This is a genomic window from Cellulomonas sp. ICMP 17802 (genome assembly GCF_041295535.1).
In the GTDB taxonomy this organism is placed as follows: domain Bacteria; phylum Actinomycetota; class Actinomycetes; order Actinomycetales; family Cellulomonadaceae; genus Cellulomonas.
Genome location: NZ_JBGFQZ010000028.1, coordinates 1 through 16,832 on the forward strand (window position 1 = coordinate 1; position 16,832 = coordinate 16,832).

17 protein-coding genes are annotated in these 16,832 nt (G+C 73.7%); 11 read left to right on the plus strand and 6 right to left on the minus strand.

What is annotated here, in order from left to right:
- The 8 genes from AB5970_RS15920 to AB5970_RS15955 form a co-directional block, all read left to right on the plus strand.
- Positions 1 to 601, plus strand: a 601-nt coding sequence (locus tag AB5970_RS15920; RefSeq protein WP_370504926.1) for an FHA domain-containing protein, incomplete at its 5' end; no start/stop codon positions are given.
- Between the two features lie 9 nt (positions 602 to 610).
- On the plus strand, positions 611 to 2,035 hold the full coding sequence (locus AB5970_RS15925; protein WP_370504927.1) for a PQQ-binding-like beta-propeller repeat protein: 1,425 nt from the start codon (positions 611 to 613) through the stop codon (positions 2,033 to 2,035).
- Positions 2,036 to 2,041: 6 nt separating this feature from the next.
- Positions 2,042 to 3,499 (plus strand): PQQ-binding-like beta-propeller repeat protein, encoded by a 1,458-nt coding sequence (locus AB5970_RS15930; RefSeq protein WP_370504928.1) that lies wholly within the window; start codon positions 2,042 to 2,044, stop codon positions 3,497 to 3,499.
- Between the two features lie 163 nt (positions 3,500 to 3,662).
- Positions 3,663 to 5,408, plus strand: a complete 1,746-nt coding sequence (gene leuA / locus AB5970_RS15935; RefSeq protein WP_370504929.1) for a 2-isopropylmalate synthase — start codon at positions 3,663 to 3,665, stop codon at positions 5,406 to 5,408.
- A 221-nt stretch (positions 5,409 to 5,629) separates the two neighbouring features.
- Entirely contained in the window at positions 5,630 to 6,079 is a 450-nt protein-coding gene (locus AB5970_RS15940) for an NUDIX hydrolase (protein WP_370504930.1), read from the plus strand.
- Between the two features lie 79 nt (positions 6,080 to 6,158).
- Entirely contained in the window at positions 6,159 to 7,586 is a 1,428-nt protein-coding gene (locus AB5970_RS15945; protein ID WP_370504931.1) for an HNH endonuclease, read from the plus strand.
- A gap of 125 nt (positions 7,587 to 7,711) precedes the next feature.
- Positions 7,712 to 8,443 (plus strand): DNA repair protein RecO, encoded by a 732-nt coding sequence (gene recO, locus AB5970_RS15950; protein ID WP_370504932.1) that lies wholly within the window; start codon positions 7,712 to 7,714, stop codon positions 8,441 to 8,443.
- Positions 8,444 to 9,226, plus strand: coding sequence for an isoprenyl transferase (locus AB5970_RS15955; RefSeq protein ID WP_370504933.1), 783 nt, complete (start codon positions 8,444 to 8,446; stop codon positions 9,224 to 9,226).
- Between the two features lie 28 nt (positions 9,227 to 9,254).
- On the opposite strand, the gene AB5970_RS15960 is transcribed toward AB5970_RS15955, so the two are convergent.
- From AB5970_RS15960 to AB5970_RS15985, 6 genes are read right to left on the minus strand one after another with little or no spacing between them, the layout of a single operon-like run.
- A complete protein-coding gene (locus AB5970_RS15960) occupies positions 9,255 to 9,542 on the minus strand; it encodes a transcriptional regulator (RefSeq protein ID WP_370504934.1) in 288 nt (95 codons plus the stop codon).
- Entirely contained in the window at positions 9,542 to 10,105 is a 564-nt protein-coding gene (locus tag AB5970_RS15965) for a hypothetical protein (RefSeq protein WP_370504935.1), read from the minus strand. Before AB5970_RS15965 ends, AB5970_RS15960 begins: the two co-directional genes overlap by 1 nt.
- Before the next feature lie 50 nt (positions 10,106 to 10,155).
- Entirely contained in the window at positions 10,156 to 10,710 is a 555-nt protein-coding gene (locus tag AB5970_RS15970; RefSeq protein WP_370504936.1) for a DedA family protein, read from the minus strand.
- Between the two features lie 9 nt (positions 10,711 to 10,719).
- Positions 10,720 to 11,688 carry a metal ABC transporter permease gene (locus AB5970_RS15975; RefSeq protein WP_370504937.1) on the minus strand — a complete coding sequence of 323 codons (969 nt, stop codon included), beginning with the start codon at positions 11,686 to 11,688 and terminating at the stop codon, positions 10,720 to 10,722.
- Positions 11,685 to 12,461 (minus strand): metal ABC transporter ATP-binding protein, encoded by a 777-nt coding sequence (locus tag AB5970_RS15980; protein ID WP_370504938.1) that lies wholly within the window; start codon positions 12,459 to 12,461, stop codon positions 11,685 to 11,687. Before AB5970_RS15980 ends, AB5970_RS15975 begins: the two co-directional genes overlap by 4 nt.
- Positions 12,458 to 13,384 (minus strand): metal ABC transporter substrate-binding protein, encoded by a 927-nt coding sequence (locus AB5970_RS15985; RefSeq protein ID WP_370504939.1) that lies wholly within the window; start codon positions 13,382 to 13,384, stop codon positions 12,458 to 12,460. The genes AB5970_RS15980 and AB5970_RS15985 overlap by 4 nt, the downstream gene beginning before the upstream one ends.
- A 153-nt stretch (positions 13,385 to 13,537) precedes the next feature.
- Here AB5970_RS15985 and AB5970_RS15990 point away from each other — a divergent pair, with 153 nt between their 5' ends.
- The 3 genes from AB5970_RS15990 to AB5970_RS16000 all read left to right on the plus strand — a co-directional run bounded on the left by AB5970_RS15990 (position 13,538) and on the right by AB5970_RS16000 (position 16,787).
- A complete protein-coding gene (locus AB5970_RS15990) occupies positions 13,538 to 14,923 on the plus strand; it encodes a glycine--tRNA ligase (protein ID WP_370504940.1) in 1,386 nt (461 codons plus the stop codon).
- A 131-nt stretch (positions 14,924 to 15,054) separates the two neighbouring features.
- A complete protein-coding gene (locus AB5970_RS15995) occupies positions 15,055 to 15,999 on the plus strand; it encodes an ABC transporter ATP-binding protein (protein ID WP_370504941.1) in 945 nt (314 codons plus the stop codon).
- Positions 15,996 to 16,787, plus strand: coding sequence for an ABC transporter permease (locus tag AB5970_RS16000; protein WP_370504942.1), 792 nt, complete (start codon positions 15,996 to 15,998; stop codon positions 16,785 to 16,787). Before AB5970_RS15995 ends, AB5970_RS16000 begins: the two co-directional genes overlap by 4 nt.
- Positions 16,788 to 16,832: the final 45 nt, after the last annotated feature.

A 16,832-nucleotide genomic window follows, 5' to 3' on the forward strand; every position in this document is an offset into this window, starting at 1 on the left:
GTGGGCCGTGGCGAACCCGCCCGCGTCGGCGGGGACCGGCTCCCTCGGCGTCGTCCTCGACCAGGGCCGACCGGCGGCGCTCGTGCTCGCGCCCCTGTCCCCGCAGCGCAGCGGCCCGGACCTCGACACCCGTGCGACCCCCGTCGTCCGGCAGGTCGGGCTCAGCTACGGGCTCGCGCCCGAGCTCGAGATGACCCGCCCCGCGGGGCCCCGCGACGACCTGCTGGCGCAGCCGGTGGACTCGGTCGCCGTCGACCGCACGGTGGCCGAGCTCGAGCTCTCGGACGGCCGCCGGATCACGGTCGGGCGGACGGCGCTCGTGGGCCGCAACCCGGCGTCGGACGCCGACGTCCAGCTGGTGCGCGTGGTCGACCCGGGCCGGTCCGTCTCCAAGACCCACCTGCAGATCGGCGTCGAGCCGGGCGGTGTCTGGGTGGCCGACCGGGGGTCGACCAACGGCACGGTGGTGACCCTGCCCGACGGCGCGCAGGTGGTGTGCCGGGTGGACCAGCAGGTCCGGCTGCGGGTCGGCTCGACCGTCGCGTTCGGCGACTGCGCGCTGCGTCTGGTCCGAGCCCCCGGATCGCCGCCCGTGTCCTAGAGTCGGATCATGGCGGACCGGCGCCTGGCTGCACGGATGCAGCTCGTCGAGATCGAGGACGCCTCGACCACGACGACCTGGTCGCGCCACCCGGACGACGAGCCGCCGCCGGGGATCCCGCTCGGTCATCCCCCCGTCCTGCGCTGGTGGCCGGTCGCCGTGCTGGTCGTGCTCGCCCTGCTCGCGGCCGCCATGCTCGCGTCGGCGCGGGACCGCGCCTTCGTCGCCCGGATCGTGGCCGTGCCGGGGCTGGTCCGGCCCCTGGACGCGGCGCCGGCGCCGCTGTGGCACGTCCGGGGCCGTACGGCCAACGGCACCGTGCTCTCGGCGGAGGGAGCGCTCGTGGTGCTCGCCGAGGGCGACACCGACTGGGACCTCACGTCGCACGACCCCGCGACCGGTGACGTGCGCTGGACCGTCCCCGTCGCCCCCGTCTCGCGCAGCGGGTTCGAGAGCACCTCGGTGATCTGCCCGGCCCAGGCGGCGGACGTCGGGTCGCTGGTCCTGTGCCTCGTGCGCCAGCCCCGGGTCGTCTACTCCGACGAGGCCTCGATCCAGGAGCAGCCGCACCTCGCGGTCCTGCCCCTGTCCGCGCGCGACGGGACGCGGGTGGGCGGCTGGCAGGTCCGGGGATCTGTCGTGGCGATCGACCGGGTGGCCGACGACCTCGTCATCGGGATCATGCAGCCGGACGGGCACCTGCAGGTGCAGCGCCGCAGCGGGCGGTCGGGCGCGGTCGTCTGGTCGTACGTCTCGCCGGTGGCGCTCGCGCAGCTGCTCTCGGCGACCGTCCGGGTCATGCCCCCGATCGTGGTCCTCGACGGCGAGTCGACGATCGTGCTGGATGTGGACGACGGCCACGCGCTGGTGACCGGTGCCCGGTTCACCGGGCTGCAGGTGGCCGCGCTGGGAGACCGGTTCGCCACCTGGGCGCCGGTCGGGGGCGGGCAGATGCGCGACGTCGACGGCACGCCGCTCTACGCGCTCTCGAGCCTGCCCGCCCAGCTGGCGGCGGACGACGGCTCCGAGCCGGGCCTCGTGATGGTCGACGACGGGCCGCAGCTCGGCGCCCTGGACCTGGCCACCGGCACCGAGACGTGGCGCACCCGCACCGCGCTCGACCCCCGCCTGCTCGTGTCCCACCGGCTCGTGGTGTCCGGCGCGGGCACGTACGGGGTGCTCGACGCCTCTGACGGCCGCAAGCTCTGGTCGGTCGACACGGGTGACGCGCTCGCGTGGCCGCCGCTCTCCGACGGGACGCTCGTGCTGGGTACCGGCTCGTCGCCGGACGGCAAGCCCGAGCTCTGGGGGCGCGGGCTCTCCGACGGGGTGCGGTACTGGGCGGTCCCGCTGCCCGAGCACGTGCGGCACGTCGACGCCGTGGGCGGCCACCTCGTGGTGCGCACGCCGAACGACCTGATCGCGTACGGCTGACCCGCGGTGGCGACCACCGGGCTCAAGGCCCCCATGCAGCGCGTGCGGCTCGACGAGGACGAGCGGGCGAGCGTCGCGGACCCGCCCTCCGGCCCCCAGCGGCTGCGCGGGTGGGTGGCCCGCCGACCAGGTCGGGCGGCGGCGGCGGTCGTCGCGACGGTGGTCGTGCTGGCGACGGTCGTCGTGGGCGCACCGCGGTGGGCCGCCGACCAGGAGCGTGCCGCGGTGCTGGGCGCGGCGGCGTTCCCGGGTGCCGTCCGGTCGCTCGCGGACCCGCCCGGGGTGCGGTGGACGACGGCCGTCGACGGGTCCGTGGTGCCCCTGCTGGTGGGCGACGTGATCGTGGCCGTCGGGGCGACGACGGCCGGCCGGCAGATCGTCGGGCTGGACGTCGTCGACGGGCAGCAGCGCTGGTCGGTGTCCCTGGCCGACCATCCCGCGCCCGAGAACGTGCTGTGCCGGCCGCTCGAGGGGCACCTCGCGTGCGTGGTGGGGCCGGCGCCGCCGTCCGACCGGCGCGTGCTGGTCCCCGGGGACACCAACGGCGACGACGGGACCGCGGTGCTGCTGGTCCTCGACCCCGTCGACGGGACGGTGCTGCACCGCAGCGACATCGGGGGCTGGGTGGTCGCGACGGCGCAGGCCGGCTCCGACCTCGTCGTGGCGACGTACGCCTGGGGCATGCTCACCGTGCGTCGGCTCGACCCGGCGACCGGGGCGGTGCGGTGGCAGACGCAGCGCTGGTCCACCTTCCAGTCGGCGTCGAACGGCCGCGTGTCGCTCGTCGCGGCCGCGGGGCTCGTCCTCGCCGCGGGCAACGACGTGACCCTCGTGCTCGACGCGGCGTCGGGGGAGCGGCTGCCGCGGCCGGCCGGCGCGACGGTCGAGGACCAGACCCGGCTGCTCGAGGACGGCACGCTCGTGCGCACGCGCTACCGGCTCCGCGACGCCGGCGTCGACGCGATCTCCCAGCTCTCGACTGGCCGCGGCGAGCCGTGGGCCTCGGTGCGCGGGGTGCTCGTGGCGCCGACGGTGAGCGACGGGTCGTCCGGCCTCGTCTTCGCGGCGGGCGGCCTCACGTCCGGCGGGCGCGTCCGGGCGTACGACCGGGGCACCGCCGAGCAGGTCTGGCTGGCCTCGGCCCCCGCGCCCGAGGTCGTGGTCGACGCCGCCGGACGCGTGGTGCTGCGGGGCGGGGGAGCCCTGGTGGGGCTGGATGCGGCGACCGGCAAGGAGGCCTGGACGCACGCGTTCGGGCCGTCGATCGGCCGCGCGTTCACGGACGGTCGCCGGGTCGCCGTCGAGCACGACACCTCCGACGGCACCCCGGTGCTGAGCGCCGTGGCCCTCGACGACGGCGCGGCGGCGTGGGAGGTCCCGGTGCCCGCCGGGACGACGCGGGTGGTCCGGCTGGGCAGCCACCTGTACGCCCTCGGCGACGACGCGCTGGTGGCGCTGCGCTGAGACGCGGTTGCGTGGCGCCCGGACGATGGGGGTAACGTGACGTCGTGCTCGCAGTCACCCTCCTTCTTCGTTGCCGCGACGAGGCCCTCTAGGCCGCATCCTCGTCGCGGTGTCGTGTGTGCCGGCTGACCCCCCGCCGAACCGCCCGAAGGACGAGAAGACCATGACCTACCTGGAGACGAGCGCACAGCAGCCGTCGTCGATGCCGGTGCACAAGTACCGCCCCTTCCACGAGCAGATCCGCGTGGACCTCCCCGACCGCCGCTGGCCCGACGCGCGAGCGACGAAGGCGCCCCGCTGGTGCGCGGTCGACCTGCGCGACGGCAACCAGGCGCTGATCGAGCCGATGAACCCCGCGCGCAAGCTCGAGATGTTCGAGCTGCTGGTGCAGATGGGCTTCAAGGAGATCGAGGTCGGCTTCCCGTCCGCCTCGCAGACCGACTTCGACTTCGTGCGGATGCTCATCGAGGAGGACCGCATCCCGGACGACGTCGTCATCCAGGTGCTGACCCAGGCACGTGAGCACCTGATCGAGCGGACGTACGAGGCCATCGCGGGCGCCAAGCAGGCGATCGTGCACCTGTACAACTCGACGTCGACCCTGCAGCGCGAGGTCGTGTTCCGTTCCGACGAGGACGGCATCGTCGACATCGCGGTCTCGGGCGCCCGGTTCTGCAAGAAGTTCGAGGAGCTGGTCCCCGACACGGACGTGTACTACGAGTACTCGCCCGAGTCGTACACCGGCACCGAGCTGGAGTACGCGCTGCGCATCTGCAACGCCGTGCTGGAGGTCCTCGAGCCGACGCCCGACCGCAAGGTGATCATCAACCTGCCGGCTACGGTCGAGATGGCGACGCCCAACGTCTACGCGGACTCGATCGAGTGGATGAGCCGGAACCTGCGGTACCGGGAGAGCGTCGTCCTGTCGCTGCACCCGCACAACGACCGCGGCACGGCCGTCGCGGCGGCGGAGCTGGGCTACCTGGCCGGCGCGGACCGCATCGAGGGCTGCCTGTTCGGCAACGGCGAGCGCACCGGCAACGTCGACCTGGTGACGCTCGGCATGAACCTGTTCAGCCAGGGCATCGACCCGCAGCTGGACTTCTCCGACATCGACCACATCCGCCGCACGGTCGAGCGCTGCAACCAGCTGCCCGTCGGCGAGCGTCACCCGTACGGCGGCGACCTGGTGTTCACGGCCTTCTCCGGCTCCCACCAGGACGCCATCAAGAAGGGCCTGACCGCGATGGAGGTCGCGGCCGAGCGGCAGGGCAAGTCCATCGACGACCTGGTCTGGGCCGTCCCGTACCTGCCCATCGACCCGAAGGACGTCGGCCGGTCCTACGAGGCGATCATCCGCGTGAACTCCCAGTCCGGGAAGGGCGGCATCAGCTACCTGATGAAGTCCGAGAAGGACCTCGACCTGCCGCGCCGGCTGCAGATCGAGTTCTCGCAGGTGGTGCAGCGGCACACCGACCAGCACGGCACCGAGGTCACGGCCGACGAGCTCTGGCACATCTTCAACGACGAGTACCTGCCCGTCGAGCCGGGCAGCCCGTTCGCCCCGTGGGGTCGCTTCTCACTGCGTGGCACGCGGGGGACCAGCGTCGAGGACGGGCCGGACACGCTGGAGGTGGACCTCGTCGACCGCGGCGTGCCCCGCACCCTGCAGGGCTCCGGCAACGGGCCGGTCGCCGCGTTCGTCGCGGCCGTGAAGTCCCTCGGGGTCGACGTGGCGGTGCTGGACTACGCCGAGCACGCGCTCTCGTCGGGCGGCGACGCCACCGCGGCCGCGTACGTGGAGTGCGCGATCGGCGACGAGATCCTCTGGGGCGTCGGCATCGACCCCTCGATCACCACCGCCTCGCTCAAGGCGATCATCTCGGCCGTCAACCGGCACGAGCGCTGACGGGTCGACCCCCGCGGACCAGCCCCGCGCGACGGCGACGCCACCCGCCGTCCGGGGCGCGCCCGGTCGTCCGTCGGCAACCCCGACCCGCCCGGCGCGCCGCCCGCGCCGCCGACCCTCGCTCGCCTGCCCGTCACCACCCCCGACGGGCGCGAGCCGACGAGGCGTCGGCGGCGCGGCCGGTCGACCTCGGCCGGCGGCACCGGGCTACGGTGGCTGCCGTGCGCTTCCAGGTCGTCCCCGCCGCCTACCTCGTCCTCCGACGTGGTGGCGAGGTCCTGCTCCAGCTGCGGCGGGGCACCGGCTACATGGACGGGTACTGGGCCTGCGCGGCGGCCGGGCACGTCGAGCGCGGCGAGTCGGTGACCGCCGCCGCGACCCGCGAGGCGCGCGAGGAGCTCGGCATCGAGGTCGCCGCCACCGACCTCGCCGGACTCACCGGCATGCACCGCACGAACGGCACCGGGGCGCCGATCGACGAGCGCGTCGACTGGTTCTTCGCGTGCGAGCGGTGGACCGGGGACCCCGCGCTCCAGGAGCCGGACAAAGCCGCCGACCTGCGCTGGTTCTCGCTCGGCGCGCTGCCCGAGCCTGTCGTGCCGCACGAGCGCGCGGTGCTCGAGGCGCTCGCCGACGGCGCGGTGCCGGCGGTCATGACGTTCGGCTTCTGACGCGCATCCTGCCTGTCAGTCGAACGCCAAGATGTGGACAAACCTGGCAGATCGAACAGGTGTTCGATAGACTCTGTTCGTGACCTCCACTCAGCCCGCCGCGCCGCGTCGCATCGACGCGGACACGATCGAGCGCTGGCGCCACGAGCTGATGCAAGGTGGCGGCGTCGCAGGGCCGGGTGCGGCGCTCGTGGACCTGCTCGCCGCGCTGGAGGATCTCAAGTCCGCGGCGTGCGCGCTCCAGGCGGAGGCGGCGGTCGAGCTCGACCGCGCGGAACGCGACCGGCAGGCGCTCGCGGGTGTGCCGGCGCGGCGGCGCGGCTTGGGTGTCGCGGCCCAGGTGGGCCTCGCACGCCGGGAGTCTCCGCACCGAGGCGCGGCGCTGCTGGGCGCGGCGAAGGTATGGATCGCCGAGATGCCGCACACGTTCGGTGCTCTTCGGGCGGGGTGGCTCACCGAGCACCGCGCGATGCTGCTGGTCCAGGAGACCGCCTGCTTGGAGATCGAGGACCGCCGCGAGGTGGACGCCCTGCTCTGCGCCGACCCCTCGGGGCTGGTGGGGATCGGGACGCGTCAGCTCGTCGCATCGGCGCGGGCGCACGCGGCGCGGCTCGACCCCGCCGCGGTCGTGCGGCGCGCCCGGCGTGCCGAGTCGGAGCGCTGCGTGACCCTGCGGCCCGCCCCGGACACGATGACCTACCTCACGGCGCTGCTCCCCGTCGCGCAGGGTGTCGCGGCCTACGCGGCGCTGAGTCGGGCGGCCGACGCGGCGGCGGTGGTCCCGGACGGAGGACCCGCGGGATCCGCTGCGAGCGACGACGGTCCGGCAGGCGCGCGACGAGGTCGCGGGCAGATCATGGCGGACACCCTCGTCGAGCTGGTCACCGGTCAGTCGAGCGCGTCAGCGGTCCCCGTCACGGTGAACCTCGTGCTCAGCGACGCCGCGCTGCTCGGCGCGGGGCACGAGTCCGGGCATCTGGCCGCTGGGGGCCCGGTGCCCGCGCAGGTCGCCCGCGAGCTCGTGGCCGCCGGGGTCGATGCCGACGCCGCGTGGCTGCGGCGGCTGTACGCCGATCCTGGTGGCGACCTGGTGGCGATGACCTCCCGGGCGCGGTTCCATCCCGAGGGCCTGGCCGAGTTCCTGCGGATCCGCGACCAGGGAGTCTGCCGGACGCCGTACTGCGGTGCCCCGGTCCGGCACATCGATCACATCGTCCCGGCGGCAGCCGGTGGCCCGACGACGGCGGAGAACGGCGAAGGGCTCTGCGTCGCCTGCAACCTGGCCAAGGAGGCGCCGGGGTGGTCGCGCCGGCCGGTCCAGCGGGCAGGGCCTGGTCACCCGGTCCTGACCACGACGCCAACCGGGCACGAGTACCTCAGTCGCGCCCCGAACCCGCCTGTGCCGATCGGGCCGGTGCCTGGTGGCAGCGAGCGTCGGTCGGCGATCGGTGTGCGGTCCGCGATCGATGTCTGCTTCGCGGAGCTCGTCGCCGACCTCGTGGCGTGACCGGTGTCGGGCACGCCGCGCTCCGTGACGTCCCCCCGGGGCCGTCGCGACTCCGCCGCCCGATCCGCCGCCGGCCGCCCCGCGCGCCGACGCGGACTGTGGGTGGCGCGGGGGACAATGACCCGGTGAGCCTCTACCGCGACGAGGCGATCGTGCTGCGCACCCACAAGCTGGGGGAGGCCGACCGCATCGTCACCCTCCTGACCCGGTCGCACGGCAAGGTCCGTGCCGTCGGCAAGGGCGTGCGTCGCACCTCGTCGAAGTTCGGCTCGCGGCTCGAACCGTTCATGTACGTCGACCTCCAGCTGAGCACCGGCCGCAACCTCGACATCGTCACGCAGGCCGAGACGCTCGGGCCGTTCGGGCGCCGGATCTGCGAGGACTACACCCTCTACACGGCCGGCACGGTGATGCTGGAGACGGCGGACCGGCTGGTCGAGGCCGAGCACGAGCCCTCGCTGCAGCAGTACTGGCTGCTGGTCGGGGCGGTGAAGGCGCTCGCCTACCGTGAGCACGCGCCGGGCCTGATCCTCGACTCGTACCTGCTTCGGGCGCTCGCGACGGCCGGCTGGGCGCCCAGCTTCACCGACTGCGCGCGCTGCGGCGAGCCCGGCCCGCACTCCGCATTCGCGGTGGCGTCGGGCGGCGCCGTCTGCCGCGCGTGCCGGCCTCCGGGCGCTGCGGCGCCTGCGCCCGAGACGTTCGCGCTCCTGGCCGCGCTGCTCGAGGGAGACTGGTCCGTCGCCGACGCGAGCGCCGAGCGGCACCGCGGCGAGGGCAACGGACTGGTCGCCGCGTTCTGCCAGTTCCACCTCGAGCGCCAGCTGCGCTCGCTGCCGATGGTCGAGAGGGTCTGAATGCCGGTCCCACCCCCGCCGCACCCGAGCGGCGAGCGCGCCCCCGCGATCCCGCGCGAGTTCGTGCCGCGGCACGTCGCCGTCGTCATGGACGGCAACGGCCGCTGGGCCAACGCGCGCGGGCTGCCGCGCACCGCCGGGCACGCGGCGGGAGAGGCGTCGCTGCTCGACGTCGTCGCCGGAGCGATCGAGGTGGGCGTCGAGTACATCTCGGCGTACGCGTTCTCCACCGAGAACTGGTCCCGGTCGCCCGACGAGGTCCGCTTCCTCATGGGGTTCAACCGGGACGTCCTGCGGCGCCGGCGGGACCTCATGAACTCGTGGGGCGTCCGGGTGCGCTGGGCGGGCCGCCGCCCGAGGCTGTGGCGCTCGGTGATCACCGAGCTGGAGACGGCCGAGGAGCTCACGAAGAACAACTCCACGGTGACCCTGACCATGTGCGTGAACTACGGCGGCCGGGCCGAGATCGCCGACGCCGCGCAGGCCATCGCGCGCGAGGTCGCGGCGGGCCGCGTGAAGCCCGACAAGGTCAACGAGAAGCTGTTCGCCCGCTACCTCGACGAGCCCGACCTGCCCGACGTCGACCTGTTCCTGCGCTCGTCGGGCGAGCAGCGGACGTCGAACTTCATGATCTGGCAGGCGGCCTACGCGGAGCTGGTGTTCCTCGACGAGCCCTGGCCGGACGTGGACCGACGGCACCTGTGGCGGGCGGTCGAGACGTACGCCCGGCGCGACCGGCGGTACGGCGGGGCGGTCGACCGGGCGGCTCAGCCCCCGGCCTGACGCACCGCGATCCGGTCCCGCCGGAGCGCTACTCCACGCCGGCGATGAGCTCCCGGAGGGCGGCGACGTGCGCGCTCAGGGCCTTGCGACCGACCGCCGTGAGCGAGATCCACGTGGTCCGGCGCTGCAGGTGGACGCCCTTGCGGCTGGTGACGTAACCGACGTCGGACAGGGCGGCCACGTGCTTCGACAGGACCGAGTCGCTGACGTCCAGCCGGTCGCGCAGGGTCGAGAACTCCGCCTCCGAGACCGCCGTGAGCATCGTCATGAGCTTCAGCCGGGCAGGCGAGTGGATGGCGGCGTCGAGCTCGGCCATCATCGACCGATCAGCAGCAGCGCGAGGCCGGCGAGGGCGACGACGACCAGGCAGACCAGCCAGGCGGCGGACTCGCCGCGGCTGTGCGCGGAGGGGTCGGACCGGTAGAGCCGCACCCAGCGGCGGCCGCTCAACGCGTAGGCCACGCCCCCGGCGACCGAGCACACGACGACGAGAGCCCACTGCGCCTCGAACGCCGCCCAGATCGCGCCGCCGAGCCCGAGGGCGTACGAGACGGACGCCGCGGTCGCGGTCCCGCCGACGACGCGGCTGGCGAGTCCGCTGACCCACAGGCCGTTCAGCCGTCGGAACCGGCGGAGCTGGACGAAGGCAACCACGGCGAGGACGAGGATCCCGGCCTCGACCATAAACACGGGCCGCGGGCCCACCCCGGCCAGGGCGAGGGCGGTCGTGCCGATCTGCAGCGCGACCGCCGCCCCGATCGAGGTGTGGAAGTACGAGGGCAGCGCGACGTCGTGGGCGAGCCGTTCGCGCGAGTGCTCGGCCTCGGCAAGGGCCGCCGCTGCGTCGTCAGGACTCGGGGCACCATCCACAGTTTCCATGGTGGAAAGTATGAATCGAACTTTCCAACTTGGCAAGTATGGATCGCGCGCTACTCCGCGATGCTCGCCGGCACCGGCTCCGCCGCGCGACGCACCCGGCGGCGCCGGACCGCCCAGCCGACGACGACGACCACCACGAGCACGGCGGCGGCGAGGGCCCACGGCGACCGCGCGAGCAGGGTGAGCGCACCCCAGACCGCGCCGAACCCGATCGTCGCCCAGACCACGGCCCACACGAGCGCGCCGGGGATCGAGGCGAGCGTGAAGCGCAGGTAGGGCATCTTGAGCAGGCCGGACGCGGCGAACACCGCCGTCTGCACCCCCACGGTCAGGTAGGCCAGCGTGACCGCGACCGGGCCCCAGCGCCGTACGAGGTCGAGCCCGCGCTGCGCGCTGCTGGTGCCGGTCCAGGCCTCGAGCCGGCGGACGGACGCGTGCCACCAGCCCGGTGCGCGCTCCTGCTCGTCCACCGCCCGGGCGCCGCGGACGACGCCCCGCCCGGCCCAGTAGGTGGCGTGCGAGCGGGCCATCACGATGACGAACAGCCCGGCGACGGCAAGCCCGATCGGCACACTGCCGAGGTGGTAGGCGTCGCGGGGGTCCACGACCCGATCCTAGGGGGTCGGTGAGGGTCGCCTAACCGCGGCCTCGTCGTCGTCGGCGACGTCGTGCACGTCGTCCACGAGCAGCACGTCGTCGACCATGTCGGGGTGCGGGTCGCGCGGGGGCTGCGGGCGGGAGAACAGCGGGCGCAGCGTGGCCGCCACGGCGTACACCAGGATGGCGAGGACGACGATGGTCGCGCCCGGCGGGATGTCCTGCCAGTACGTGAGCACCAGCCCGGCCACGCTGACGACGACGCCGATCACGCTGGCCAGGGTCATCGTGCGGCCGAACGAGCGGGCGAACAGCTGCGCGATGGCCACGGGCACGATCATCAGCGCGCTGACCAGCAGCAGGCCGACCACGCGCATCGCGATGGTGACCGTGAGGGCGGCGATCACCGCGACCACCATGGACAACGCCCGCACGGGCAGGCCGCTGGCGCGCGCGAACTCCTCGTCGTGGCTCACGGCGAACAGCGCGGTGCGCAGGCCGAGCCCGACGCCCAGCACGACCACCGCGAGCCCGGCGGTCCACCAGAGGTCCGCGGTCGACACGGTCGAGATTGAGCCAAACAGGTAGCTGATGAGGTTGGCGTTGGTGCCGCCGGCGACCTTGATCAGCAGCACGCCACCCGCGATGCCGCCGTAGAACATGAGCGCGAGGGCCAGGTCGCCGCTGGTGCGGCCGCGCTCGCGCACGAGCTCGATGACCACGGAGCCGACGATGGCCGCGACGACCGCGCCCGGCACGGCGAGCGCGTCCTGCGGCACCAGCCCGGCCCAGCTGCCGACGAGCCAGCCGAGCGCGACGCCGGTGAGCGCGACGTGCCCGATGCCGTCCCCCATGAGGGCCATGCGGCGCTGCACGAGGAAGGTGCCGACGACCGGGGCGGCCGCGCCGACGAGGACGGCCGCGAGCAGCGCCCGCTGCATGAGCGGCGAGGTGAGCAGCTCGACCACCTGGTCCCACGCGGTCACGGGTTCACCTCCACGGACAGGGACGGCCCGGTGCGCGGGGGCTCGGGGTCGGGGTGCGCGTGCGTGTGGTCGTGCCACTCGCCGGCGTGCTCGCCGCGGGCGCGGGGCGGTGCGCCGTCGTGCGCGACGCGGCCGTGCCGCAGCACGACCGCGCGGTCGATCAGCGGCGCGAACGGACCGAGCTCGTGCAGGATCACGACGACGGTGGTGCCGGCGTCGTGCAGGCGGCTGATCGTGTCGACGAACGTGGCCTGCGTGGGGATGTCGATCCCGGACGTGGGCTCGTCGAGCACCAGCAGGTCGGGGTTGCGGACCAGCGCGCGGGCGATGAGCACGCGCTGCTGCTGGCCGCCGGACATCTCCTGCACGCGCTGGTGCGTGCGGTCGCCCAGGCCGACGTCGGTCAGGGCGTCGAGGACCCGACGGCGGTGCCCCCGAGGCGGGCGCAGCGACCGGCCGTGCAGCAGCCCGGACGTCACCACCTCGGACGCGGTGGCGGGGACGCCCGCGGCGGCGGGGAGACGCTGCGGCACGTACCCGACGCGGTGCCACGGCGCCGACGGACCGAGGTCGGTGCCGAAGAGGCGGACGTCGCCCGTGGTCCGGGGGAGCACGCCGAGCAGCGTCCGCACGAGCGTCGACTTGCCCGACCCGTTGGCCCCGAGCAGGGCGAGCACCTCGCCGGCGGGCACCGCGAGGTCGATCCCGTCGAGGATGGGCTGCCCGCCGAGCGTCACGCCCAGGCCGGTGGCCTCGATCACGGGGGTGCTCACGAGCAGGACAATGCCATGCGGAGGGCGTCGAGGTTGCGCTCGGCGACGGAGAAGTAGTCGTCGGCCGGGTCCGCGAGCCCCTCGATGGGGTCCAGGACGGCGCTCCGGATCCCGAGGTCGCCGGCCAGCGTCTCCGAGACCTTCGGGCTCACCAGGCTCTCGAAGAAGATCGTGCCGACGTGCTGGTCGCGGACGATCTTCTCGACCGCGGCAAGCCGGGCGGGCGAGGGCTCGGCCTCGGGGTCGATGCCGGAGATGCCGACCTGGTGCAGGTCGTAACGGTCCGCCAGGTACCCGAACGCCTCGTGCGAGGTGACGAACGTGCGGGTCTCGCACTGCGCCAGGCCGGCGGAGTAGGCCGCGTCGAGGTCCTCGAACCGCTGCGTCAGCGCCGCGGCGTTCGCGGCGTACGTGTCGGCGCCGTCCGGGTCGATCGCGCTGAGCTGCGCGGCGACGTCGTCGACGACCGCCGGCATCCTGCTGGGGTCGAGCCAGAAGTGCGGGTCCAGGGCCCCGTGCTCGTCGGCCTCGGCGGCGCCGTCCTCGTGGCTGTGCTCCTCGGCGGGCGTCATGAGCGTGGTGTCGTCGGCGGCGTCCACCACGTGCGCCGGGGAGGTCAGGGCGACGGCGTCGTCGACCGCGGCCTGGAACCCCGAGAGGTAGACCACCAGGTCGGCGCCGTCGATCCGGGAGACCTGCGCGGGGGAGAGCTCGACGTCGTGCGGCTCCGCCCCGGGCGGCGTCAGCGACCGCACGGTCACGCGGTCGCCCCCCACCTGCTCGGCGACGAGCTGCAGCGGGTAGAACGAGGCCATCACGTCGACGGTGCCCTCCGCGACCCCCGGCGTGGCGCCGGCGGCGCAGCCGGTCAGCAGCAGGGGTGCGAGGGCGAGCAGGGCTCGTCGCCGGAGCGCGATGGACATGACGATCATTCTCAGTTAGACGAGAACGGTTGTCAAAACGGCCGCGGCCACCGACGGGTAGCCTGGGCAGCGCCTCAACCGCGGCGACCATCGCCGTGGTCCACCCGCCCGCGACACCCAGCCGCGGGCGCCACCACCCTGGAGTGATCGATCGTGGCTGCACCCTCCCGCCTGGACTCCGTCGTCTCCCTCGCCAAGCGGCGCGGGTTCGTCTTCCCGAGCGGTGAGATCTACGGCGGTACCCGGTCGGCCTGGGACTACGGACCGCTGGGCGTCGAGCTCAAGGAGAACATCAAGCGCCAGTGGTGGCGCACGATGGTGACCGGCCGCGACGACATCGTCGGCCTCGACTCGTCGGTGATCCTGCCGCGCCAGGTCTGGGTCGCCTCCGGCCACGTCGGCGTCTTCACCGACCCGCTGACCGAGTGCCTCTCCTGCCACAAGCGGTTCCGCGAGGACCACATGCTCGAGGAGTACGAGGAGAAGAAGGGCCGCGCCCCCGAGCACGGCCTGGCCGACATCGCCTGCCCGAACTGCGGCACCCGCGGCCAGTGGACCGAGCCCCGCGACTTCAACATGATGCTCAAGACGTACCTCGGCCCGGTCGAGGACGAGTCCGGCCTGCACTACCTGCGGCCCGAGACCGCGCAGGGCATCTTCGTGAACTTCAAGAACGTGTACTCCACCGCGCGCATGCGCCCGCCGTTCGGCATCGGCCAGATCGGCAAGTCGTTCCGCAACGAGATCACGCCCGGCAACTTCATCTTCCGCACGCGCGAGTTCGAGCAGATGGAGATGGAGTTCTTCGTCGAGCCCGGCACCGACGAGACCTGGCACCAGTACTGGATCGACCAGCGCACCGACTGGTACGTCGACCTGGGCATCGACCGCGACAACCTGCGCCACTACGAGCACCCGAAGGAGAAGCTGTCGCACTACTCGAAGCGCACCGTCGACATCGAGTACCGCTTCGGCTTCCAGGGCAGCGAGTGGGGCGAGCTCGAGGGCATCGCCAACCGCACGGACTTCGACCTCAAGACGCACACCGAGCACTCGGGCCAGGACCTGTCGTTCTTCGACCAGGCCAAGAACGAGCGCTACGTGCCGTACGTCATCGAGCCCGCGGCCGGCCTGACCCGCTCGCTCATGGCGTTCCTGGTCGAGTCGTACACCGAGGACGAGGCGCCCAACACCAAGGGCGGCGTCGACGTCCGCACGGTGCTCCGGCTCGACCCGCGCCTGGCCCCGGTCAAGGCCGCGGTGCTGCCGCTGTCCCGCAACGAGGCGCTGTCGCCCAAGGCCCGCGACCTCTCCGCCGAGCTCCGCAAGAGCTGGAACGTGGAGTTCGACGACGCCGGCGCCATCGGCCGTCGCTACCGCCGCCAGGACGAGATCGGCACGCCGTTCTGCATCACGGTCGACTTCGAGACGCTCGACGACCAGGCCGTCACCATCCGCCACCGCGACGACATGACGCAGGAGCGCGTGGCCCTCGACAAGGTCACCGGCTACCTGGCGCAGCACCTCGTCGGCTGCTGACCCGGTCGGACCACGACGCCCGTCCCGCACGCGCGGGGCGGGCGTCGCCGTGTCCGCGCATGACATCCGTCATCCCCGGTCGATGACGTGCGGCGGGGGAGCGGCCCGGCCCGGACCGTCAGGATCGAGCCATGACCTTCACCGACACCCTCCCCACGCCGGCCCCGGCCGGCCCGGGACCGCTGGCGATCGAGCTGCGCGGTCTGCACAAGTCCTTCGGCGCCGTGCGCGCCGTCGACGGGATCGACCTGGCGGTCACGCCGGGTGAGGTCGTCGCGTTCCTCGGCCCCAACGGCGCGGGCAAGACGACCACGATCGACATGCTGCTCGGCCTGGCCCAGCCCGACGCGGGCTCCGTGTCGGTGCTCGGGCTCGACCCCAGCCGCGCGATCGCGGAGGGGCGGGTGTCCGCCGTCATGCAGACGGGCGGGCTGCTCAAGGACCTCACGGTGGGCGAGACGGTCGAGCTGACCGCCTCGTTCTTCCGGTCGGCGCGGACCGCGCAGGAGGTCCTGGCCCGGGCCGGGATCGCGGACATCGCCGACCGCAAGGTGGGCAAGTGCTCGGGCGGCCAGCAGCAGCGGCTGCGGTTCGCGCTCGCGCTGCTGCCCGACCCCGACGTGCTGGTGCTCGACGAGCCGACCACCGGCATGGACGTCGAGGGGCGCCGCGACTTCTGGACCGCCCTGCGGGCCGACGCCTCGCGCGGCCGGACGATCCTGTTCGCGACGCACTACCTCGAGGAGGCCGACGCCTACGCCGACCGCATCGTGCTGGTCAGCCACGGCCGGATCGTCGCCGACGGGTCCGCCGCGCAGGTGAAGAACATGGCCTCGGGCCGGCTGGTCACCGCGACCCTGCCCGACCTGACGGCCGCCGAGAGCGCCGCCCTGCGGGCCATCCCCGGCGTCCAGTCCGTCGAGCTGCGCCGCGACCGCGTACTCGTGCACACGTCGGACTCCGACGGCGTCGCGCGCCACCTGCTCACCGCCACCGCGGCGAGCGACATCGAGATCACCGCCCGCGGGCTCGAGGACGCGTTCCTCGCCCTGACGACTTCCGGGAGTGCCGCATGAGCGCCGCCGTCCTGCCCGCCACCACCACCGTCCGGGACCGCGCACCGCGGACCTCCCTGGTCAACGGCCCGTTCCTCGCCATCGAGCTGCGCCGCCTGCTGCGCAACCGCCGCACGGTCATCTTCACGCTGATCATGCCGCCGGCGTTCTTCCTCATCTTCGGCACGGCCGACGCCTACAAGACGCAGTCGGTCGGGAACGGCAACGTCACCGCCTGGATCATGGTCTCGATGGCCCTCTACGGCGCGATGCTGGCCACCACGAGCGGCGGCGCGAGCGTGTCCGTCGAGCGCTCGCAGGGGTGGACGCGCCAGCTGCGCCTGACGCCGCTGCGACCGGCCACCTACGTGTTCACCAAGGTGGCCGTCGCCATGGTGATGGGCCTGGCGGCGGTCCTCGTCGTGGCGGCCGTCGGCCTGGTCAGCGGCGCGACCGGCGACACCGGCGCGCTCGTCGCGTCCCTCGGGCTGGCCTGGGCCGGCTCGGTGGTCTTCGCCGCCTTCGGCCTGTTCATGGGGTACCTGCTCCCGGCCGAGAACGTCATGCAGATCCTCGGCCCGGTGCTCGCGCTGCTGGCCTTCGCGGGCGGCCTGTTCGTCCCGCTCGGCGAGGGCCTGTTCGCGGACATCGCCAAGGTGGTCCCCACCTATGGCCTGGCCGAGATCGTGCGGGCGCCCCTCACGGGGGACGCGCCGAGCATCTGGGCCGTGATCAACGTGGTCGGGTGGGCCGCGGTGTTCGTCGGCGGCGCGGCGTGGCGGTTCCGCCGCGACACGGCGCGCGTGTGACCAGCACCTCGGACGAGGGGCCGCGCCGTCGCCCCGCTACCGTGA

Excerpts from the sequence above, each read along its gene's own strand:
- AB5970_RS15995 (WP_370504941.1), top strand. The coding sequence starts at position 15,055 with ATGACCTTCACCGACACCCTCCCCACGCCGGCCCCGGCCGGCCCGGGA.
- leuA (WP_370504929.1), top strand. The coding sequence starts at position 3,663 with ATGACCTACCTGGAGACGAGCGCACAGCAGCCGTCGTCGATGCCGGTG.
- AB5970_RS15955 (WP_370504933.1), top strand. The coding sequence starts at position 8,444 with ATGCCGGTCCCACCCCCGCCGCACCCGAGCGGCGAGCGCGCCCCCGCG.
- AB5970_RS15925 (WP_370504927.1), top strand. The coding sequence starts at position 611 with ATGGCGGACCGGCGCCTGGCTGCACGGATGCAGCTCGTCGAGATCGAG.
- AB5970_RS15960 (WP_370504934.1), bottom strand. The coding sequence starts at position 9,542 with ATGGCCGAGCTCGACGCCGCCATCCACTCGCCTGCCCGGCTGAAGCTC.
- AB5970_RS16000 (WP_370504942.1), top strand. The coding sequence starts at position 15,996 with ATGAGCGCCGCCGTCCTGCCCGCCACCACCACCGTCCGGGACCGCGCA.
- AB5970_RS15985 (WP_370504939.1), bottom strand. The coding sequence starts at position 13,384 with ATGTCCATCGCGCTCCGGCGACGAGCCCTGCTCGCCCTCGCACCCCTG.
- AB5970_RS15965 (WP_370504935.1), bottom strand. The coding sequence starts at position 10,105 with ATGGAAACTGTGGATGGTGCCCCGAGTCCTGACGACGCAGCGGCGGCC.